The organism is Actinophytocola sp., from assembly GCF_009379765.1.
Lineage (GTDB): Bacteria > Actinomycetota > Actinomycetes > Mycobacteriales > Pseudonocardiaceae > Actinophytocola.
The window spans coordinates 23,392-46,837 of the sequence record NZ_WHTD01000033.1; the positions used below are offsets into that span (position 1 = coordinate 23,392).

At 73.6% G+C, this 23,446-nt stretch carries 3 protein-coding genes; all 3 read right to left on the reverse strand.

The annotated features are described in order from the left end of the window. Positions 1-8: 8 nt before the first annotated feature. Genes GEV28_RS12880 through GEV28_RS12890 form a run of 3 tightly spaced genes read right to left on the reverse strand, consistent with a single transcriptional unit; the run spans position 9 to position 23,368 of the window. The gene (locus tag GEV28_RS12880; protein ID WP_291412000.1) at positions 9-7,703 is read right to left on the reverse strand and encodes an SDR family NAD(P)-dependent oxidoreductase; all 7,695 of its coding nucleotides are present in this window, start codon (positions 7,701-7,703) and stop codon (positions 9-11) included. Positions 7,704-7,733: 30 nt separating this feature from the next. Beyond that, positions 7,734-13,058: a type I polyketide synthase gene (locus tag GEV28_RS12885; protein ID WP_291412002.1), complete on the reverse strand. Its 5,325-nt coding sequence runs from the start codon at positions 13,056-13,058 to the stop codon at positions 7,734-7,736. A gap of 23 nt (positions 13,059-13,081) precedes the next feature. Continuing rightward, positions 13,082-23,368: a type I polyketide synthase gene (locus GEV28_RS12890; RefSeq protein ID WP_291412004.1), complete on the reverse strand. Its 10,287-nt coding sequence runs from the start codon at positions 23,366-23,368 to the stop codon at positions 13,082-13,084. Positions 23,369-23,446 lie beyond the last annotated feature (78 nt).

Below are 23,446 nucleotides of genomic sequence, written 5' to 3' on the forward strand. Positions count from 1 at the left end.
CGCCTGCCTCACCTTCGTGTCTTCCTGGCTCGCATGGCCGTCGCGCCGCTACGGGCGCGGCGGCGTTCCCCGCGTTCGGCGCTGGTGGTCGCCGCGGCCGCGGTCGTGGGTCCGGTGGAGTCGCTTGCGTTGCTGGGGTCGAGCTCGGCGAGGAGCTCGGCGAACTGGCCGACGGTGGGCCGCTCGAACAGGCTCGCGGCGGCCAGCTCGAGGCCGAACTCCTTGCCGAGCCGGTTGACCACCGCGATGCCGACGAGCGACGTGCCGCCCAGCTCGAAGAACGGGTCGTGCACGCCGACCTCCTCGATGCCGAGGTAGTCCTGCCACACCGCGGCGACCCGTTTCTCGGTCTTTCCGCGCGGCGCGAGGTAGGGCACCCGCAGCTCCGGGCGCGGGTACTTCGGTCCGCCGGTTTGCGGCTCGTCGAGGATCCCGTCCGCGGAGGTCAGCCGGACCAGGTCGGACGCGAGCTCGCGCATCGGCTTGGTCATCACCAGGACGTGTGGCGAACCGGCCGCCAGGACCCGGTTCAGCGTGTCGGTGCCCTCGTCGTCGGTGAGCCCGAACTCGTCGCGGTACTCGCGGGCGCGGGCCAGCACGACGTCGTTGGCGAGGGTGTCGGCCTGCCAGCTGTCCTGCACCCACGCCGCCCACGCGGCGGACACCACGCGCTTCGCGACGACACCGGTCTCGGCGGCGGCGAACGCGTCGAGGAACGCGTTGGCCGCGCCGTAGTCGCTCTCGCCGAACCCGCCGATGACCGCGGCCGAGGACGAGTAGAGCGCGAGCAGCTCCGGCGGGTCGGCGCGCAGCGCGTCGGCGATCGCGAGCGTGCCGGCGATCTTGGGCGCCAGCACGGTGGCCGCGGCGTCCCTGGTCTTCGTCTGCATCAGGCCCGAGCCGGGGACACCCGCGCAGTGCACGACGCCGTGCAGCTCGCCGAAATTCTCGCGGACCGTGTGGAAGACCCGCTTGACCTGGTCGGGATCGGTGATGTCGGCGGCGATCGGCAGGACCTCCGCACCCGCGGCGCGCAGCCCCTTGACGGCCAGCAGGATGTTGGCGACCTTCTCGCCGGGCCCGTGCACGGCGAGGTGGTCGGCCCACTGGTCCGCCGGCGGCAGCTCGGTGCGCCCGACGAGCGCGAGCTTCACGCCGAGCGGGGCGAGCCGCCTGGCCAGGATCAGCCCGAGACCGCCGGTGCCACCGGTGATCAGGTATGTACCGCCCGGCCGCCACACCTGCCGGTCGTCGACGGCGGGCAGCTCGACCTCCTCGAAGGTTCGCAGCCAGCGGCGGTCACGGCGCCAGGCGACGACCTGGATCTCGGTCTCGGCAGGCGCGGGCGCGGTGGCCGGGGTGGCGGCGAGCAGCTCGACCTCCCGCAGCACCCGGTCCGCGCGCTGTGCGGCGGTGGCGTTCGACTCGATGTCCACGCACCGGACCTGGATGCGGGGCAGCTCGCTGGTCAGCGAGTTGCAGACGCCGAGCACGGTGGCCGACAGCGGGTTGGCGATGTCACCGCCGAGCACGTCGAAGGCCTCCGACACCACGGCGACCAGCTCGACCGAGCGGGTGGACACCACCTGGCCGAGCGCTTTGGCGAGCCACAGCGGGCTGTAGAAGCTCGACTCGAGCGTCGCCTCGGTGTCCCGAGTGGACTCCTTGAGCCCGTAGGCGTGCACGATCCGCAGCGGCTTGTCCGTCCTGGCGAGGTCGGTGATCAGCTTCTTGTAGTGCTCCGGCTCGGCGGGGTCGAACGCCGGGCCCGGCTCGACGAGGTGGACCTCGTGGCCCGCCGCGGTGGCCAGCTCGACGAGCTCGGCTCCCATCCCCTGCCGCTCGGCGAACACGACCAGCGTGCCGGGTGCGGCCGGGACGGCCGGCGCGTGCGCGTCGTCGCGCTGCCAGCTCGGGGTGTGGCAACGAATCGCGCGCTTGGCCGGCTGGTCCACCGATGCGCCGCGCTGTTGCGGCACCGCGCACGCGTCGCGCGGGGAGGTCGGCGCGTCGGGCCAGAACCTGGTGCGCTGGAACGGGTACGTGGGCAGGGTGGCGGGGCGGCGCGGCTCGGGATGGCCCGCGGCCCAGTTCACCGGCATGCCGCGCTCCCACAGCGTGCCGAGCGCGGTGAGCCAGGTGACCCGCTCGTCCGTGCTGCCGGAGCCCGGCTCCGGCAGGACCGCGACCGCGGGCAGCTGCGGGACGTGCTCCTCGGCGAGCGCCGTGAGAACCCGGCCCGGGCCCGCCTCGACCAGCACACCGACCTGACGGGCCAGTGCCGTGAGGCCGTCCGGGGTGCCGTCGAGGACGGGGAACCGTGGCGTGGACTCGCGTGCGCCTTCCGGGAGCGGGTCCCCGGCCGCGAGCCGCAGCGCGTCCGGCAGCTCGTAGACCTCGGCCACGCATTCGGCGACGAGCCGGCCGGTCCCCTGTCCCAGCACCGCGGACGGCCCGAGGCCCCACTGCCGCAGCAACGCGACGAGCGCGTACTCGACGACGAACACGCTGACCCGGTCGGACATCGCGATGCCGTGCTCGCCGATCACCGCGGCACACTCGTCGGCGGCGGCGCGGAACGCGGGCTCGGTCCGGTACAGCCCGTCGGCCAGGCCGGGCCACAGCTCGCCGGCGTCCGGCAGCAGCACGCCGACCCGCTGGTTGGTGACCGTCACCGGGGTGGGCTCGGCTTCCGCACGCAGCTTCCGCACGATCTCGGCCAGGTCCACGCCCACGACCGTGCGGCGCAGGTCGAGCGAGCCGCGGCCGGTCTGGGTCGTGTAAGCGACATCGGCCGGCGCCAGCTCCGGGTGAGCATCGAGGTGGTCGGCGAGCCGGTCGGAGGACTGGCGCAGGCTCGTCGGCCCGGCGGCCGACACCGCGACCAGCTGCTGGTTCTGCGCCGGCGCGGGCTCGCCGGCCGGTGGCGGCTGCTCGACGATCACGTGCGCGTTGGTGCCGGACCAGCCGAACGAGCTGATGCCGGCCCGGTTCGGCGCGCCGGTACCGGGGAACGGTTGGCGTGCCTGCAACGGGCGCACCGTGCCGTCGAGGGTGACCACCGAGTTGGGGTTGGTCATGTGCAGGTTCGGCGGCAGCTCGCCGTGCTTCACCGCGTGCACGGCCTTGATCAGCCCGGCCATGCCGGCGGCGGCGAGCAGGTGGCCGATGTTGGTCTTGACCGCGCCGACCATCAGCGGGTCGGGTGCCTGCCGCTCGCCGAACACCTCGCGCAGCACGGAGAACTCGATGGTGTCGCCCAGCTCGGTGCCCGAGCCGTGCGCCTCCAGGTAGCCGATGTCGTCCGGGGTCAGGCCGGCGTCGGCGAGCGCGGCCCGCACGACGGTGAGCTGCGCGGCCCGGTTGGGCGCGGTCAGTCCGTTGCTCTGCCCGTCCTGGGACAGGGCGGAGCCGCGGATGCGCGCGTGCTCGCGGCGGCCGGTCGAGGTGGCGTCGGCGACCCGTTGCAGGACGACGACGCCACCGCCCTCACCGATGACGAACCCGTCCGCGGTCTCGTCGAACGCCTTGACCCGACCGTCCGCGGCGAGCATGCCCATCTTGCAGGTCTGCACGAACAGGTCCGGGTGCATCGTCGCGGAGCTGGCGCACACGAGCGCCAGGTCGCACTCGCCGCGGCGCAGGCTCTGCACCGCGAGATGCGTGGCCACCAAGGAGGACGAGCACGCGGTGTCCACGGTGAACGCCGGGCCGCGCAGGTCGAGGTGGTAGGCGATCCGGCCCGCTGCGGCGCTCGGCGAGCCGCCGAGGCCGAAGTACGGGTCGTTGATGCAGTTGTCGCCCTCGGCCTCGATCTGCCGGTTCATGTACTGCAGCGAGTCGACGAGCCCGAGGAACACCCCGGTTCGGCTGCCGCGCAACGTGTCCGGCGCGATGCCGGCGTCCTCCAGCGCCTCCCACACCAGCTCCATCAGCAGCCGGTGCTGCGGGTCGAGCCTGCGGGCCTCCAGCGGGGACATGCCGAAGAACGTGTTGTCCCAGCCGGCGATGTCGTCGAGGAACGCGCCCTTGCGGGTGTAGGACTTGCCGGCCGCGTCGCGGTCGTCGTCGTAGAACACGCCGGCGTCCCAGCGGTCCGGCGGCACCTCGGTGACCGCGTCGGTGCCGGCGAGCAGCGCGTCCCAGTACTTCCGCGGGTCGGTGCCGCCGCCGGGGAACCGGCAGCCCATGCCGACGACCGCGATCGGCTCGTCGGCGCGGACCGGCGTGCCGGCCACGAGTGGCGTGCCGACTACGACCTCGTGCCGGATCGTGAGGAGCTCGGCCCGCAGGTACTCGGCGAGCAGCGCGGGCGTCGGCTGGTCGAAGATCAGCGTGGGCGCGAGGTCCAGGCCGGTGGCCGCGGCGAGCCGGTTGCGCAGCTCGACCGCGGTGAGCGAGTAGAAGCCGAGGTCCTTGAACGCCTTCGCGGGCTCGACGGTCTCGCCCTCGCCGAGCCCGAGCACCTGGCCGGTGTGGGTGAGCACGAGGTCGAGCAGCAGCTGCTCCTGCTCGGCGTCGGACAGCTCAAGCAGCTCGGCGACCAGCGCGCTCGTGTCGGCCTTCGGCGCGTCGTCCTTGGCGAGGGCGGCGACCTCGGGCAGCGCGTCGAGCAGCGGGCTCGGGCGTAGCGCGGTGAACCGGGGCACGAACGTCGACCACGCCATGTCGGCGACGGTCAGGCAGGTCTCGTCCCGCTCGACCGCGCGGCGCAGCGCCTCGATGGCGAGGTCCGGCGGCATGGCGCGCAGGCCAAGGTCGCCGAACTGCGCGGCGACCTCGCCGGAGCCCATGCCGACCTCGCCCCACAGTCCCCATGCGACGGACGTGGCCTTGCGGCCTTGCGCGCGGCGTCGGCGCGCCAGGCCGTCGAGGTAGGCGTTGGCCGCGGCGTAGGCGCCCTGGCTGCCGCTCCCCCACGTCGAGGCGATGGAGGAGAACAGCACGAACGCGTCGAGGTCCCGGTCGCCGAGGAGCGCGTCGAGGTTGGCCGCGCCCGCCGCCTTGGCGGTCATGACCGTGGCCAGCTCGTCCCGGGTGGTGTCGGCGAGCATGGTCAGCTGCGGGACGCCTGCCGCGTGCAGCACGGCGGTGAGGTCGCGGATCCCTTCGAGGACGTCGGCCAGCGCGTCCCGGTCGGCGACATCGCAGGCGGCGACCGTGACGCGGGCGCCGCGCTCGGTGAGGTCCGCGGTCAGCTCGTCGACCCCGGGAGCGTCCGCGCCGCGGCGGGACAGGAGCACGAGGTGCTCGGCACCGTTGTCGGCGAGCCACTTCGCGACCGCGGCGCCGATGCCGCCGGTGCCACCGGTGACGAGGACCGTGCCCCGCGGGGTCCACTGTGGAACGTCGGTGGCCGGGTCGGCGTGCACGAGGCGGCGGGCGACGACGGCACCGGCACGGATCGCGACCTGGTCCTCGCGGCCGCCCAGCACGTCGGCCAGCAGCCCCACGGAGTCGGCGGTGTCGATGTCGACCAGGCCGCCCCAGCGCTGCGGGTGCTCGAGGCCGACGACCCGGCCGAGGCCCCACACCGCGGCCCGCGCCGGGGAGGTGACCCCGTCCGGTCCGGCGGCGCCCTGGGTGAGGCACCACAGCGGCACGTTGACGGTATCGAGTGCCCGCACCAGTTCGAGGGTCCGGGCCAAGCCGTCGGCCTCGTCGAGGGCGAGCAGCGACAGGATGCCGTCGGCGGTGACCGTGCCGTCTACTTCGGACACGGTGCGGGTGCTCAGCCCGCGCGCGGTCAGCGCCTCCTCGACGGCGGCCACCAGCGGGTGCCCGCCGTCGGGCGCCACGATCACCCAGTCACCCGTTGCCGGGGTGGTCTCGACCGGCACCCAGCTCTCCCGGTAGCGCCATGCGTCCACATCGGACACGGGTTTGCTGCCGTCGCCGATGATCCAGTAGGGCTTGCGCTGGAACGCGTAGGTCGGCAGCGGCACCCGCCTCGTGCCGGTGAACACCGGTGCCCAGGCCACGGGGACGCCTCGCAACCACAGCTCCGCGAGCGCGAACGGGTCGGTGGGCAGGACGTCGGTGTCGATGTCCGTTGGCTTGCCGAGCACGACGGCACCGGCGACCTCGCCCGCGGCGAGTGCGGCCAGGCCGGCGAGCCCGTCGGTGACCACCGCGCGGTGCTCCAGCGCGGCGCGGCTGACCGCGAGGGTGCCGGCGACGTCGAGCGGGTCCAGCTCGGGGTGCGCGGTGAGGTGCTCGTGCAGCCGCGCGGCCTGGGCGCGGAGTGCCGCGGCGGTCCTGCCGGACAGCAGCCACGGCGCGGCCGTGACGGCCGGCGGCGCGGGCGACTCGGCGGGTTCTGGCTGGTACTCCTCAAGGATCACGTGCGCGTTGGTGCCGCTGAAGCCGAACGCGGAGATCCCGGCGCGGCGCGGACGGTCGGCCGGCCAGTCCTTCGCCTCGGTGAGCAGCCGGACCGTGCCGCTGGTCCAGTCGACCTGCTGCGACGGCTCGTCGACGTGCAGGGTCTTCGGCAGCAGCCCGGCGCGGATGGCCATCGCCATCTTGATCACGCCGGCCACCCCGGCTGCGGCCTGGGTGTGGCCGATGTTGGACTTGACCGAGCCGAGCCACAGCGGCCGATCGGCGGTGCGCTCGTTGCCGTAGGTGGAGAGCAGCGCCTGCGCCTCGATCGGGTCGCCGAGCGTGGTGGCCGTCCCGTGCGCCTCGACCACGTCGATGTCCGTTGTGGACAGCCGGGCGTTGGCGAGCGCGGCGCGGATCACCCGCTGCTGCGAGGGACCGTTGGGAGCGGTGAGGCCGTTGGAGGCGCCGTCCTGGTTGAGCGCCGAGCCGCGAACGACGGCCATCACCTCGTGCCCGTTGGCGATCGCGTCGGACAGCCGCTCCAGCAGCAGCACGCCCGCGCCCTCGCCCCAGCCGGTGCCCTCGGCGGAGGACGCGAACGCGCGGCATCGGCCGTCGCGGGACAGGCCGCGCTGGCGAGAGAACTCGACGAACACGCCGGCCCCGGCGATGACGGTCGAGCCGCCGGCGATCGCGAGCGAGCATTCCCGCTGCCGCAGGGAGTGGGAGGCGAGGTGCAGCGCGACGAGCGAGGACGAGCACGCGGTGTCGACGGTGACCGCCGGCCCTTCCAGACCGAACACATAGGACAGCCGGCCGGACGCGACACTGGCCTGGGTGCCGGTGCCGATGAAGCCCTCGTACTCCACCGAGCCGGCCCGCAGCTCCAAGCCGTAGTCCTGGTTCATGTGGCCCACGAACACGCCGGTCCTGCTGCCGCGCAACGAGGTGGGGTCGATGCCGGCGTACTCGAGCGCCTCCCACGTGGTCTCGAGGAGCAACCGCTGCTGGGGGTCCATCGCGGCGGCCTCGCGCGGGCTGATGCCGAAGAACTCCGCGTCGAAGTCGGCCGCCGCGTCGAGGAAGCCGCCCTCCCAGACGTAGGACTTGCCGGCCTTGTCGGGGTCCGGGTCGTACAGCTCGTCGTGACGCCAGCCGCGGTCGTCCGGGAACGCGGTGATGCCGTCGGTTCCGCCGGCGACGAGCCGCCACAGGTCCTCCGGCGAGCTCACCCCGCCCGGGTACCGGCAGCCGATGCCGACGATCGCGATCGGCTCGGCGCCCCGCTCCTCGACATCGCGCAGCTTGTTCCTGGTCCGGGTCAGCTCACCGGTCACCTTGGTCAAGTAGTCCCGGAGCTTGTCGACGTCTCCCACGGAAACCCACCCATCTCCTTGCGTTCGGAATCAGATTCCGAGGTTGTCGATGAAGTCGAAGAGCTCGTCGTTGCTGGAGGTCTGCAGGCGCTCCAGCACCTCGGTGTCGCTGTCCTCGCCGCCCGGACCGGCCTCGGTGGCGGCGACGAGCAGCGCCCGCAGCCGGGTGACCACGCGGTCGCGGGCCTCGTCGCCGGGCTCGATGCCGCGCAGTGCCGTCTCGACCCGGTCGAGCTCGCCGATGAGCGAGCCGGCGACCGACTCGGGCGAGCCGCCGCCGACCAACTCGGCGAGCAGGAACTTCGTGAGCGCGCCGGGAGTCGGGTAGTCGAAGACCATCGTGGCCGGCAGGTGCTGGCCGGTGATCGCGTTCAGCCGGTTGCGCAGCTCGACCGCGGTGAGCGAGTCGAAGCCCAGCTCGGTGAACGCGCGGTCCGGGGTGATCGAGCCGGTGCCGGCGTGCCCGAGGACCGTCGCGACGTTGGTGGCGACCAGCTCCAGCAGCTCGCGTTCCTGTTCCGCCACGGGCATTCCGGCGAGCTTCTGGCGCAGCGCGTCGGCCTGGCCGGCGCGCTGGCTGCGGGCTGCGCGGCGGGCGCGGACCAGCCAGCTGAGCACGGGCGGCAGCGGCGTGGTCTTCGCGTTGGCCGCCAGCGTCGGGAGGTCGAACTTGATCGGGACGAGCACCGGTCGGGTAGACCCGATCGCGATGTCGAACAGCGCCAGCCCTTCCTCTGTGGACAGTGGGGTGGCGCCGGTGCGGGCGAGCCGGGCTCGGTCGGCGTCGTCCAGCTCGTCACCCATGCCGCTCGCCCACAGGCCCCAGGCGATCGACACGGCGGGCTTGCCGGTGGCGTGCCGGTGCCGGGCGAGGGCGTCGAGGTAGGAGTTGGCCGCGGCGTAGTTGGCCTGGCCGGGGTTGCCGAGGATGCCGGCCGCACTCGAGAAGAGCACGAACAGCCTCGCGTCCGGCAGGAGGTCGTGCAGGTTGGTCGCCGCGTCGACCTTGGCCCGCAGCACGGTGTCGATCCGGTCGGGCGTCATGGACTCGACGAGCCCGTCGTCCAGCACACCGGCCGAGTGCACGACCCCGTCGACCTGGTGGGACGCCAGCAACGCGGCGAGCTGCTCCCGGTCGGCGACGTCGCACGCGGCGACGGTCGCTTCGGCACCGAGCTCCGTCAGCTCCGCGACCAGCGCGTCGACCCCGGGCGCGGCGGGGCCGCGGCGGCTGACCAGCAGCAGCTTCTCAACGCCGTGCGCGGTGACGAGATGCTTGGCCACGGTCGCGCCCAGCCCACCGGTCCCCCCGGTGACCAGGACCGTGCCCTGAACGACGCGCTCGGGACGTTCACCGTCTCCAACGACGCGTTCAGGGCATTCCGCGCGGGTGAGGCGCGGGACCAGGAGCCGGCCGTCGCGGACCGCGAGCTGCGGTTCGTCGGCGGTGGCCGCGAGCGCGGACGCGATGGAGTCGTCGGTGTCGACATCCAGCAGGGCGAACCGGTCCGGGTGCTCGGCCTGCGCGGAGCGGACCAGGCCCCAGACGGCGGCGCCGGCGAGGTCGGTGACGTCACCGTCGCCTCCGTTCTCCGGGGCGACCGCGCCGCTGGTGACGATCACCAGCCGGGTCTCGCCTGGCTCGGCGATCCACCGCTGCAGCAGCGCGAGGGTCCCGTGGAGCGCTTTCCGGACGTCGCTCTCCACGAGCCGGTGCACCTTCACCCCGGTCGCGTCCGTCTGGGTGGGCCTCGGCCCGGCCGTCCACTCCAGACCGAACAGCGGGCGCTGCTCCTCCTTGCCTGCGGCGGCCTGCAGCGCGGCCAACTCGATCGGGCGGAGGACCAGCGAACGCACCGAGACGACCGGGCTGCCGGCCGAGTCGGCCACCTGGATCCGCACGCCGTCGCCGGTCGGGGTGAGCCGGACCCGGGCCGCGGTGGCGCCGGTCGCGTGCAGGGTGACCCCGCTCCACGCGAACGGCAGCCGAACCTCGGCGCTGTCACCAGGTTTGCCCGCACCACCGACGAACATGCCGTGCAGCGCCGCGTCCAGCAACGCCGGGTGCACGCCGAACCGGGTGGCGTCGCCGTGACCGGCCTCGTCCAGCTCCAGCTCGGTGAACACCTCGCCGTCGCGCGTCCACGCGCGCCGGAGACCCTGGAACGTCGGGCCGTAGCCGAACCCGGCGGCGAGCAGGTCGTCGTACAGGTCGGCGACGTCGACCGGCTCGGCGCCCGCGGGGGGCCACTCGGTCAGGTCGAACGCGTCGCCGGGTTCGCCGGAGGCGAGCGTGCCGCTCGCGTGCCGGGTCCAGTCGGCGCCGTGCTCGGGTCGGGAGTGGATGGTCACCGGGCACCGACCGTCCTCATCGGACGCTCCGACGGCGAGTCGCAGCCACGTACTGCCGTGGTCGGGGACCACCAGCGGGGCGTGCAGCATGAGCTCCTCGACCCCGGCGGCGTCGATCTGGTCGGCGGCCCGCACCGCCAGCTCGACGAGCGCGGCGCCGGGCACGAGCACGGTGTCGGCGACGGCGTGGTCGGCGAGCCACGGGTGGGTCAGCAGCGAGATCCGGCCGGTGAACACCCAACCGCCCGAGTCGGGCAGGTCGACCGTGGCACCGAGCAGCGGATGCCCGGCGGCGGCCTGGCCGAGCCCGGTGGCGTCGGCGTAGCCCATGTTCGCGACGAGCCAGAACCGCTCGTGCTGGAACGCGTAGGTGGGCAGCTCGACGGTCGCCGCGCCAGGGAAGACGGCCGTCCACTCCGGACTGAAGCCGCGGGTGTGCAGCTGCGCCAGCGCCTTGGTGACGATGGTGACCTCGTCCTGGTTGCGCCGCTGGGACGGCACGAACACGGCCCCGTCGACACAGTCGGCGCCCATGCCGGAGAGGACCGCGTCCGGCCCCAGCTCGAGGAACGTCGTCACCCCCTGCGCACACAAGGTGGTGATCCCGTCGGCGAACCGCACCGACTCCCGCACATGCCGCACCCAGTAGTCCGGTGAGGTCGGCGACGCCGGCTCTCCGGTCAGGTTCGACACGATCGGAATACTCGGCTCGTGGAACTCGACCGTCTCCAGCACGGCCCGGAAGTCGTCGAGCATCGGCTCCATCAACGGCGAGTGGAACGCATGCGACACGCTCAGCCGCTTCACCTTCCGCCCCTGCGACACCCACTCCGCTTCGAGAGCGCCGATCTCGTCCGCGTCACCCGACACGACCAGAGAGCTGGGGCCGTTGACAGCGGCAATACTCACCCGATCGCTCGGCAGCTCCAGCTCCGGTTCAGCGATCCGAACCGAGAGCATCGCTCCACCACTCGGCAACGCCTGCATCAACCGACCCCGCGCGGCAACCACCCGACAGGCATCCGCCAGCGACCACACACCACTGACCTGGGCAGCGGCCAGCTCACCGATCGAATGACCCGCCAGCAGGTCCGGGATGATGCCCCACGACTCGAACAGGCGATACAACGCCACCTCGACCGCGAACAACGCCGGCTGCGCGAGACCGGTCCGGTTCAGGTCCTCCTCGGACACGTCCCAGATCGGCCGGTCGAAGGAGAAGTGCTTCCACACCTCGTCGACCGCCGCGGCGAACACCGGAAAACGCTCGTGCAGCGCTCGGCCCATGTTGACGCGTTGCGAGCCCTGGCCGGTGAACAGCACCGCCAGCTTGCCGCCGGCCACCGTGCCGCGCACCGAGTTGCCCTCGCCATGGGCCAACGCCTCGACACCGGCCAGCAGCTCCTCGCGGGAAGCGCCGAGTACGACCGCCCGGTGGTCCAGCCCCGCCCGGGTCGTGGCCAGCGAGAGCCCCACCGAGGCGGGGTCGAGCGTGGGCCGCGCCGCCACGTGGGCCGCGAGCCGCGCTGCCTGGGCGGTCAGCGCGTCGCCGGTCTTCGCCGACAGCACCCACGGCACGACCGGCACGGCGGCCTCCGCCGGGGCGGGCTCCGACTCGTCGTCCGCCGGCGGCTCCTCGATCAGCACGTGCGCGTTGGTGCCGCTGAACCCGAACGAGGACACGCCGGCGCGGCGCGGATGGCCGTTTCGTGGCCAGTCGCGCGGCTCGGTCAGCAGCTCGACCGCACCCGACGACCAGTCGACCTTCGGCGACGGCTCCTCGGCGTGCAGCGTGCGCGGCAGGTGCGAGTGCCGCATCGCCTGGATCATCTTGATCACGCCGGCCACCCCCGCCGCGGCCTGCGTGTGGCCGATGTTCGACTTGACCGACCCGAGCCACAGCGGCTCGTCGCGATCCGTGCCGTAGGTGGCGAGCAGGGCCTGCGCCTCGATCGGGTCGCCGAGCGCGGTCCCGGTGCCGTGCGCCTCGACGACGTCCACATCGGACGCCGCGAGCCCGGCGTTCGCGAGCGCGGCAGTGATCACCCGCTGCTGCGACGGCCCGTTCGGCGCGGTGAGCCCGTTGGACGCGCCGTCCTGGTTCACCGCGGAACCGCGCACCACCGCGAGGGCGCGCCGGCCGTTTCGGCGCGCGTCGGACAGTCGCTCCAGCAGCAGCATGCCGACGCCCTCGGCCCATGCGGTGCCGTCGGCGGAGGCGGCGAACGACTTGCACCGGCCGTCGGGCGCGAGCCCGCGCTGGCGGGAGAAGCCGACGTAGGGGTCCGGGCTGGACATCACGGTCACGCCGCCGGCCAGCGCCAGCGTGCAGTCGCCGGACCGGATGGCCTGCACGGCGTTGTGGATCGCGACGAGCGACGACGAGCACGCGGTGTCGATGGTGACCGCCGGCCCCTCCAGACCGAGCACATAGGACACCCGGCCGGACAGGACGCTGCCCGCGGTGCCGGTGGCGACGAACCCCTCGACGTCCTCCGGCGCGGTCGACAGGCCCGGCAGGTAACCCTGGTACATCAGGCCGGCGAACACGCCGGTCCTGGTCTCCCGCAACGAGGTCGGGTCGATCCCGGCCCGCTCGAACGCCTCCCAGGACGCCTCCAGGAGCAGCCGCTGCTGCGGGTCCATCGCCAGCGCCTCCCGCGGCGGGATGCCGAAGAACCGCGCGTCGAACCCGGCGACGTCGTCGAGGAACCCGCCGTGCCGCAGGTAGGACTTGCGTGGCCGGTCCGGGTCCGGGTCGTAGAGGTTGTCCAGGTCCCAGCCGCGGTCGGTGGGGAACGGCGACACGCCGTCCACGCCGTCCACGACCAGCTGCCACAGCTCGTCCGGCGAGTTCGCACCGCCCGGGTACCGGCACGCCATGCCCACGATCGCGATCGGCTCGCTCTCCCGCTCCTCGACCTCGCGCAGGAGCCGGCGGGTCTCCCGAAGGTCCGCCGTCACTCGCTTGAGGTATTCGAGGTACTTCTCTTCGTTCGCCACGTCTGTCACTCCCTTGCGGCGGGTCACGATGCCTTGAGCTCGTCGTCGAGCAGGTCGAAGATGGTGTCCGCGGTGGCCGAGTCGAGGTCGTCGTCGTCCTCGCCGGACCGGGTGCGGTCCGTCCACTTGTTCAGCAGGAGTCGCAACCGGACGGTGATCTCGGTGCCGTCGGTGTCAGCCGGGTCGGCCGCCGCGAGCGACGCCTCCAGCCGGGCGATCTGTTCGGTCACGGGGACCCTGACCGGCTGGTCGTCGACGAGCTCGGCACGCAGGTACGCGGCGAGCGCCTTGGGTGTCGGGTAGTCGAAGATCAACGTGGCCGGCAGTCGCAGCCCGCTGACCCCGCCCAGCCGGTTGCGCAGCTCGACCGCGGTGAGCGAGTCGAAGCCCAGCTCGGTGAACGCCCTGGCCGGCGTGATCGCGCCGGCGCCGCCGTGCCCGAGTACCGCCGCGACCTCGCCGGTCACCAGGTCGAGCAGCGCCTGCTCACGGTCCGCTTCGGACAGTTCGGCGAGCTTGGCACGCAGCACGTCGGACCGGCCGGTGGTCGCCGCGCTCGCCGTTCGGCGGCCGCGGACCAGGCCACGCAGCACCGCCGGCACCGCGCCCGCTTTGGCGTTGGCCTGTAGCGCCGGCATGTCCAGCTTGATCGGCACGGCCACCGCCGCGCCCCCGAGCGCCGCGTCGAACAGGGCCAGGCCTTCCGCCGTGGACAGTGGGTGCGCGCCGCCGCGGTTGATGCGGGCGAGGTCGGCGCCGGCCAGCTCATGCCCCATACCGCCGGCCCACAGGCCCCAGGCGAGCGACACGGCCGGCCGGCCGGACGCCCTGCGGTGCTGGGCGAGCGCGTCGAGGAAGGAGTTGGCGGCCGCGTAGTTGGCCTGCCCGGGGTTGCCGAGGACGCCTGCGGCACTGGAGAAGAGCACGAACAGCTCGGCGTCACCGACCAGTTCGTGCAGGTTGGCGGCGGCGTCGACCTTGGGCCGCAGCACGGTGTCGACCCGCTCCGGGGTGAGCGACTCGATCACGCCGTCGGCCAGCACTCCGGCCGAGTGCACGACGCCGGCGACCGGGTGCTCGGCGAGCAGCGCGGCGAGCTGGTCCCGGTCGGCCACGTCGCACGCGGCCACGGTGACCCGGGCGCCGCCGTTCGTCAGCTCGGCGACCAGCTCGCCGGCTCCGGGCGAGTCGGGCCCGCGCCGGCTGACCAGCAGCAGCTTCTCGACGCCGTGCGCGGCCACCAGATGCCGGGCCACGGTCGCGCCCAGCCCACCGGTGCCGCCGGTGACCAGGACGGTGCCGGTGATCGCGGGGTGCGCGTCGACGGAGTCCACTCGGGACAGTCGAGGAACGAGGACGCGGCCGTCGCGGACGGCGACCTGCGGCTCGTGGGCGTGCTCGGTGATCGCCGCGGCCAGCGCCTGGCCGACGTGCTCGGCGGCCGGCTCGATGTCCAGCAGCACGAACCGGTTCGGGTGCTCGGACTGCGCCGAGCGGACCAGGCCCCATACCGCGGCACCGGGCAGGTCCGGGGCGGTGTCGGGATCGGTGGTCACCGCGCCGCGGGTGACGAACACCAGGCGCGAGCCCTCCAGGCGCTCCTGGGCGAGCCAGGCCTGGACGAGCGCGAGCGTGTCGTGCGTGGCTTTCCGCACCGCGCAGGCGAGGTCCGACTCGTGGGTGACCGGGACGGGGTGGATCACGATGCTGGGCGCGGGGTCGGCATCGAGCGACTCGACCAGGGTGGCCGGGTCCGGGTGGCAGTCGGCGGTGAGGCCGAGCGTGTTGGTGCCGAGCACGACCCACTCGCCGGCCGGCTCGACAACGGACACGGGTGCGGGTGTCCACTCCAGACCGAACAGGTTTCGCTCGGCGCCGGATGCGTTGAGCGAGGCCAGCTCCACCGGCCGGGCGACCAGCGTGGCCACCTCGGCCAGCGGCGCGCCGGCCGGGTCGGCGAGCAGGACGCGGACGCCGTCCTCGCCGGTGCGGGTGAGCCGGACGCGGGCGGCGGTGGCGCCGGTGGCGTGCAGGGTGACCCCGGTCCAGGAGAACGGCAGCCGGGCCGGACCGGTCTCCTCGACGAGGAGGCCGTGCAGGGCCGCGTCGAGCAGGGCCGGGTGGATGCCGAACCCACCCGCGTCGATCGACTCGGGAAGCTCGACCTCGGCATAGGTGTCGTCCCCGTCGCGCCAGGCGCGGCGCAGGCCCTGGAAGGTCGGGCCGTAGCCGAACCCGTCGAGCCGGTCGTAGAAGTCCTCGACGTCGAGCGGCTCGGCGTTGGGCGGCCAGTCGGCGAGACCGCTGCCGGCGGGCGCCTCGGCGGTGAGGGTGCCACTGGCGTGCCGGGTCCACTCGGTGCCCCGCTCGGGTCGCGAGTGGACGGACACGGCACCGTCCCGCACGGTGACCTGGACGTGCACGGTGCCGGTGAGGACCAGCGGCGCGTGCAGGGTCAGCTCGTCGAGGTGATGGCAGCCGACCTCGTCGCCCGCGCGGATCGCCAGCTCGACGAACGCGGCGCCGGGCACGATGACCGTGCCGCCGACGGCGTGGTCGGCGAGCCACGGGTGGGTGGCCAGCGCGAGCCGGCCGGTGAGCACGGTCGTGTCGGCCCCGGCGAGCGTGACGGCGGCGCCGACCAGCGGATGCTCGGTGGCCGTCTGGCCGAGCCCCGCGGCATCGACAACGCCGGTGCCGGCGGCGAGCCAGTACGACTCGTGCTGGAAGGCGTAGGTGGGCAGCTCGACGGTCGCCGCGCCAGGGAAGACGGTCGTCCACACCGGACTGACCCCGCGCACGTGCAGACCGGCGAGCGCCTTCATCAGCGTGGCGACCTCGTCCTGGTTGCGCCGCAACGCCGGCACGAACACCGCGTCCTCAGCCGACTCCGCGCCCATCCCACACAACACCGCGTCCGGCCCCAGCTCGAGGAACGTCGTCACCCCCTGCGCGCACAAGGTGGTGATCCCGTCGGCGAACCGCACCGCCTCCCGCACATGCCGCACCCAGTACTCCGCGGTCGTCGGCGAGGTGACCTCCCCGGTCACGTTCGAGACGATCGGAATGCTCGGCTCGCCGAACTCGACCGACTCCAACACCGCACGGAAGTCGTCGAGCATCGGCTCCATCAACGGCGAGTGGAACGCATGCGACACGCTCAGCCGCTTCACCTTCCGCCCCTGCGACACCCACTCCGCTTCGAGAGCACCGATCTCGTCCGCGTCACCCGACACGACCAGAGAGCTGGGGCCGTTGACAGCAGCAATACTCACCCGATCGCTCGGCAGCTCCAGCTCCGGTTCAGCGATCCGAACCGAAAGCATCGCTCCACCACTCGGCAACGCCTGCATCAACCGACCGCGCGCGGAGACGACCTTGCAGGCGTCCTCGAGCGACCACACCCCGCTCACGTGAGCGGCGGCCAGCTCACCGATCGAATGACCCGCCAGGAAGTCCGGCCGGACACCCCACGACTCGACCAGCCGGAACAACGCCACCTCGACCGCGAACAACGCCGGCTGGGTGTTGCCCGTCCGATCCAACTCCTCCTCGGACAGCCCCCACACGTCCAGCGACAGCTCACCGCACACCTCGTCGAACGCAGCCGCGAACACCGGGAACCGCTCGTACAGGTCGCGGCCCATGCCCACCCGCTGCGACCCCTGACCGGTGAACAACACCGCCAACCGACCCGAAGAGACCTCGCCGGTGACGACGTCGGCGGACGGGGCGCCCGTGGCCAGCGCGTCGAGGCCGGCGAGCAGCGAGTCGCGGTCGGCCCCCAGCACGACCGCCCGCTGAGGCAGTGCCGCCCGCGTCGTCGCCAGCGAGTAGCCGATGTCGGCAGGCGAGCCGTCGTGGCCCCGCAGCCGGGCGGCCTGGTCGGCGAGCGCGGCCGGCGTGCGGGCCGAGAGGACCCACGGCACCACCGGCGGGGCGATGCCGTCGGGCGCCTCGACGGCGGGTGGGGCTTCCTCGACGATCACGTGGGAGTTGGTGCCGCTGAAACCGAACGACGACACCGCGGCCCGCCGTGGCGTGGCGCCACGCGGCCAGTCCCGCGGCTCGGTGAGCAGGGACACCGCGCCGGCCGACCAGTCGACCTTCGGCGACGGCTCGTCGACGTGCAGGGTTCGCGGCAGCACGCCGTGCCGCATCGCCTGCACCATCTTGATGATCCCGCCGACCCCGGCCGCCGCCTGGGCGTGGCCGATGTTGGACTTCAGCGAACCCAGCCACAGCGGCCGGTCCCGGTCCTGGCCGTAGGTCGCCAGCAGCGCCTGCGCCTCGATCGGGTCACCGAGCGACGTCCCGGTGCCGTGCGCCTCCACAGCGTCCACATCGGACGGGGACAGACCGGCGTTGGCGAGTGCCGCGCGGATCACGCGTTGCTGCGACGGGCCGTTCGGCGCGGTGAGCCCGTTGGACGCGCCGTCCTGGTTCACCGCGGAACCGCGGATCACCGCGAGGATGCGGCGGCCGTTGCGTTGCGCGTCGGACAGCCGCTCCAGCACGAGCATGCCGACACCCTCGGACCACGCGGTGCCGTCCGCCGACCCGGCGAACGCCTTGCACCGCCCGTCGGGCGCGAGCCCGCGCTGGCGGGAGAAACCGATGTAGGAGTCGGGGCTCGCCATCACGGTCACGCCGCCGGCGAGCGCGAGACCGCAGTCGCCGGTCCGCAGCGCCTGCGCCGCCCAGTGCAGAGCCACCAGCGACGACGAGCAGGCGGTGTCGACGGTGACCGCGGGGCCTTCCAGGCCGAACGCGTAGGACACCCGGCCGGACACGACGCTGCCCGCGGTGCCGGTGGCGACGAAGCCCTCGATGTCCTCGGGCGCGGTGGCGATCCCGGTGCCGTAGTCGTGGTACATGGCGCCGGCGAACACGCCGGTCCTGCTCTCCCGCAACGAGGTCGGGTCGATGCCGGCCCGCTCGAACGCCTCCCACGAGATCTCCAGCAGCAGCCGCTGCTGGGGGTCCATCGCCAGCGCCTCGCGCGGGGAGATACCGAAGAACTCCGGGTCGAACGCGGCCGCGTCGTGCAGGAAGCCGCCGTCGCGCACGTAGGACTTGCCCGGTCGCTCGGGGTCCGGGTCGTACAGGTCGGTGTCCCAGCCGCGGTCGGTGGGGAACGGGGTGATGCCGTCGACGCCGTCGGCGACCAGCCGCCACAGCTCCTCCGGCGAGCCGACCCCGCCCGGGTAGCGGCAGGCCATGCCGACGATCGCGATCGGCTCGTCCGGTGCGGCCGCCGGCGCCACCGTGTCCACAGTGGACGATGCGGAGGCGCCGACCAGGTCGGCCCGCAGATGCCGGGCCAGCGCGCGGGGCGTCGGGTAGTCGAAGACGAGCGTCGCCGGTAATCGCAGGCCCGTGGCGGCGTTCAGCTGGTTGCGCAGCTCCACCGCGGTCAGCGAGTCGAAGCCCAGCTCGGTGAACGCCCGGCCGGGCGTGATCGCCGCCGGGTCGCCGTGCCCGAGCACGGTCGCGACCTGTCCGGACACCAGCTCCAGCAGCAGCTGGTCCTGGTCGGCCTCGGGCAGCCCGGCGAGCCGCGACCGCAGCCCGGTCTCCCCGGCCGTGGCGCCGGCCGTGCGGCGCACCCGGACCAGGCCGCGCAGCACCGGCGCGACCGGTGCGGTGCGGGCGGCCGTGCGCAGGGCCGGCAGGTCGAGCTTGATCGGGACGGTCAGCGCGGCACCGCTCGCGATCGCGGTGTCCAGCAGCGCCAGACCCTCCGATGTGGACAGCGGAAGGGCGCCGGAGCGGGCGTCGAGCCCCGCCCCCATGCCACTGGCCCACAGACCCCACGCGAGCGACGTTGCGGCGCGGCCGGTGGCCCGGCGGTGCTGGGCGAGCGCGTCGAGGAAGGAGTTGGCGGCCGCGTAGTTGGCCTGCCCGGCGGTGCCGATGACCCCGGACGCGGAGGAGAACAGGACGAACAACCCGGCGTCGCCGGCGAGCTCGTGCAGGTTCACCGCGGCGTCGACCTTGGCCCGCAGCACCTCGTCGAACCGTTCGGGGGTCAGCGACTCGACCATGCCGTCGGCGAGCACCCCGGCCGCGTGGACCACGCCGGTCACCGGGTGCTCGGCGAGCAGCGCGGCCAGCTGGTCCCGGTCGGCAGCGTCGCAGGCGGCGACGGTGACGTCCGCGCCGAGCCCGGTCAGCTCCTCGGCCAGCTCGGTGGCGCCGGGCGCGTCCGGCCCGCGCCTGCTGACGAGCACGAGCTTCTCGACGCCGTGCTCGGTGACCAGATGGCGAGCGACCGCCGCGCCCAGGCCACCGGTGCCGCCGGTGACGAGTACGGGTCCGTCGATCGCGGGGCGGTCACCGGTGCCGGGCCGGCGGACCAGGCGGGGCACGAGGCCCTGCCCGTCGCGCACGGCGAGCTGGGGTTCGTCCGGCGCGACGAGCAGGGGGCCGTCGGTGTCGGTGAGCGCGAAGCGGCCCGGGTGCTCGGCCTGCGCGGAGCGGACCAGGCCCCACACGGCCGCGCCGGGCAGGTCGGTCACATCGCCGCCATCGGTCGCCACCGCGCCGTGCGTGACGAACACCAGGCGGGACTCGGCGAACCTCGGCTCGGCCAGCCACTCCTGGATGATCGCGAGCACCCGGTGCGTCGCCTCCGCGACGCCGGCGAACGCGGGCAGCTCGTAGGCGACGACCGGGGCGGCCTCGACGGGGGCCAGGTCACCGCCGAACGTCACGATGTCGGCCGGGGCGGCGGAAACCGGTGTCCACTCCAGACCGAAGAGCCACTGCGACTCGGGCGAGGCCCGCAGGGCGGCGAGGTCGACCGGGCGGGTGACGAGCGACTCGACGGTCGCCACCGGGGCGCCCGCGGTGTCGAACAGCTCCACCTTGCCACCGGCGAGGCGCACCCGCAGGGCGGTCGCCCCGCTGGCGTGCAAGGAGAAGCCACGCCACTCGAACGGCAGCGCGGGCTCGGCACCGGCGACCAGCGCGGCGTGCAGGGCGGCGTCCAGCAGCGCGGGGTGCAGGCCGAACCGGTCCGCGTCCCCGTGGCCTGCCTCGGGCAGCTCGACCTCGGCGAACACCTCGGCGCCTCGGGTCCACACCCGACGCAGCCCCTGGAACATCGGCCCGTAGTCGAAGCCGGCCTCGGCGAGTGCGGCGTTGTCGACCTCGACCCGAGCGGCACCGGCCGGCGGCCACTCCGTGAGCGCGGCCGGGGTGGCCGCCGAGTCGGAGACGACACCGGTGGCGTGCTGGGTCCAGGTGCCCTCGGCCGGCCGCGAGTGCAATGCCACCGAGCGCCGGCCGTCCGCCTCGGGTGCCCCGACGGTGAGCCGCAACCACACATCGCCCGCCGCGGGCACGACCAGCGGCGCGGCCAGCGTGAGCTCGTCGACCCGCGGGCAGCCGACCTGGTCGCCGGCTCGCACAGCCAGCTCCACCAGCGCCGCGCCCGGCACCAGCACCGTGCCGGCCACCGCGTGGTCGGCGAGCCACGGGTGCGTGCGCAGCGACAGCCTGCCGGTGAGCACGAGGCCACCCGACTCGGGCAGGTCGACCGCCGCGCCGGCCAGCGGGTGGCCGGTCGCGGCCAGGCCGACCGCGCCGATGTCGCCCGCGTCGGCGGGGGCGGCCAGCCAGTAGTGCCGGTGCTGGAAGGCGTAGCGGGGCAGGTCGACCCGCCGCGCGTCGACGAATACCTTTGTCCACTCGGGACTGATGCCGCGGGTGTGCAGGGCGGCGACCGCGCGCAGGAGCGTAGCCACCTCGTCGTGGTCGCGACGCATCGCCGGCACGAAGACGAGCTCGTCGGCGTCCGGCAGCGCCGCGACGCAGTCGGCGCCCATGCCGGACAGGACCGCGTCGGGTCCCAGCTCCAGGAACGTGGTCACCCCGTCGGCGACGAGCGTGCCGACGCCGTCGGCGAACCGGACGGCCTCGCGCACGTGCCGCACCCAGTAGTCCGGCGAGGTCGGCTCCGCCAGCTCACCCGTGAGGTTCGAGACGACCGGGATCCGCGGCGCGTTGAACTCAACGGTCTCCAGGACGGCGCGGAACTCGTCGAGCATCGGCTCCATCAGCGGCGAGTGGAACGCGTGCGACACGCTCAGCCGCTTCACCTTGCGCCCTTGAGACACCCAGTCCGCTTCGAGAGCACTGATCTCGTTTGTGTCACCCGATACGACCAGAGAGCTAGGGCCATTGACCGCGGCGATGCTCACCCTGTCGTTCGGGAGCTCTACTTCCGACTCACTGATCCGAACCGAGAGCATCGCTCCACCACTCGGCAAGGCCTGCATCAGACGACCGCGGGCCGCCACGACCCTGCAGGCGTCGGCGAGCGACCAGACGCCGGCGACGTGAGCGGCGGCCAGCTCACCGATCGAGTGACCCGCCACCACCTCGGGCTCGACGCCCCACCACTGGAGGAGCCGGTACAGCGCGACCTCGATGGCGAACAGCGCCGGCTGCGCGAGGCCGGTCCGGTTCAGCTCGTCCTGCGGCACGTCCCACAGCGGGAGGTCGTGCGAGAAGTGCCCCCACGTCTCGTCGATCGATGCCGCGAACACCGGGAACGCCTCGTACAGCGCCCCACCCATGCCGGCGCGTTGCGCGCCCTGCCCGGTGAACAGCACACCGAGCCGGCCGGCCGACACGGAGCCACGCACCACGTTCGGCGCCGCCTCACCGGCCGCCAGCGCGGACACGCCCGCGAGCAGCTCGGAGCGGTCGGCACCCAGGACGACCGCGCGCCGGTCGAGCCCCGCGCGGGTCGTGGCGAGCGAGAAGCCGGTGTCCACAGCGGACAGTGACGGGTCGGCGGAGACGTGGGACGCGAGCCGCGCGGCCTGCTCGGTGAGCGCTGCGTCGGAGCGCGCGGACAGCACCCACGGCACCGCCGGCAGCGACACCGATCCCGGCGCGCCCGGCTCGACCGGAGGGGCCTCCTCCAGGATCACGTGCGAGTTGGTGCCGCTGATGCCGAACGACGACACCGCCGCCCTGCGCGGCTCCTCGCCCCGCGGCCACTCACGCGGCTCGAGAAGCAACGACACCGCGCCGGTGTCCCAGTCGACCTTCGGCGTCGGCTCGTCGACGTGCAGCGTCCGCGGGAGCCGGCCGTTGCGCATGGCCTGCACCATCTTGATCACGCCGGCGACGCCGGCGGCGGCCTGGGTGTGGCCGATGTTCGACTTGATCGAGCCCAGCCACAGCGGGTCACCGGCACCGCGGTCCCTGCCGTAGGTGGCGAGCAGCGCCTGCGCCTCGATCGGGTCGCCCAGCGAGGTCCCGGTGCCGTGCGCCTCCACGGCGTCCACATCGGACGGTGAAAGGTCGGCGTTGTCCAGCGCCGCGCGGATGACCCGCTGCTGCGCCGGGCCGTTGGGCGCGGTGAGGCCGTTGGACGCGCCGTCCTGGTTGACCGCCGAGCCGCGAACCACGGCCAGCACGCGGTGCCCGCGTCGCCGCGCCTCGGACAGCCGCTCGACCAGCAGCATGCCCACACCCTCGCTCCAGCCGCTGCCGTCCGCCGACGCGGCGAACGACTTGCAGTGAGCGTCGGGGGCCAGCCCGCGCTGCCGGGAGAACTCGGTGAACGCCTCCGGCGTGGACATCACGGTCACGCCACCGGCCAGCGCCAGGTCGCAGTCACCCGCGCGGATCGCGCGGACCGCGAGGTGCAGCGCCACGAGCGACGACGAGCACGCCGTGTCCACGGTGACCGCCGGACCCTCGAGGCCCAGCACGTAGGCGACCCGGCCGGACGCGACGCTGCCCGCGTGGCCCGTGCCGACGAGGCCCTCGAGCTCCTCCGGGTAGGTGGCGAACCCGCTGGCGTAGTCGTGGTACATCACGCCGGCGAACACGCCGGTCCTGCTGCCGCGCAAGGTGTTCGGGTCGATGCCGGCGTACTCCAGCGCCTCCCACGACGCCTCGAGGAGCAGCCGCTGCTGGGGGTCGGTGGCCAGCGCCTCGCGCGGGGAGATGCCGAAGAACTCGGCGTCGAACCCGGCGGCGTCGGTGAGGAAGCCGCCCCGGCGGACGTAGGACTTGCCAGGTGCGGCGGGGTCGGGGTCGAACAGCTTCTCGACGTCCCAGCCGCGGTCGGTGGGAAAGTCGCAGATGCCGTCCCCGCCGGAGGCGACGAGCTCCCACAGATCCTCCGGCGAACGCACACCGCCCGGCAGCCGGCACGCCATTCCGACGATCGCGATCGGCTCGTTGGACTCGGCGATCAGCTGCTGGTTGTGCTGCCAGAGCCGCTCGTTCTCCTTGAGCGACTCCCGTAGCGCGGCCACGAGCTGCTCGGAGGAAGTAGCCATGTTCTCCCCTCCACCTCGGCCATCAGAGAAAGTCAAACAGGGCGGGCCCTATCGCCCGGTAACTCGCGGGCCATTCCC

Bases quoted from the DNA above. Each gene is read 5' to 3' on its own strand.
- GEV28_RS12890 (WP_291412004.1), bottom strand. From the start codon at position 23,368: ATGGCTACTTCCTCCGAGCAGCTCGTGGCCGCGCTACGGGAGTCGCTC.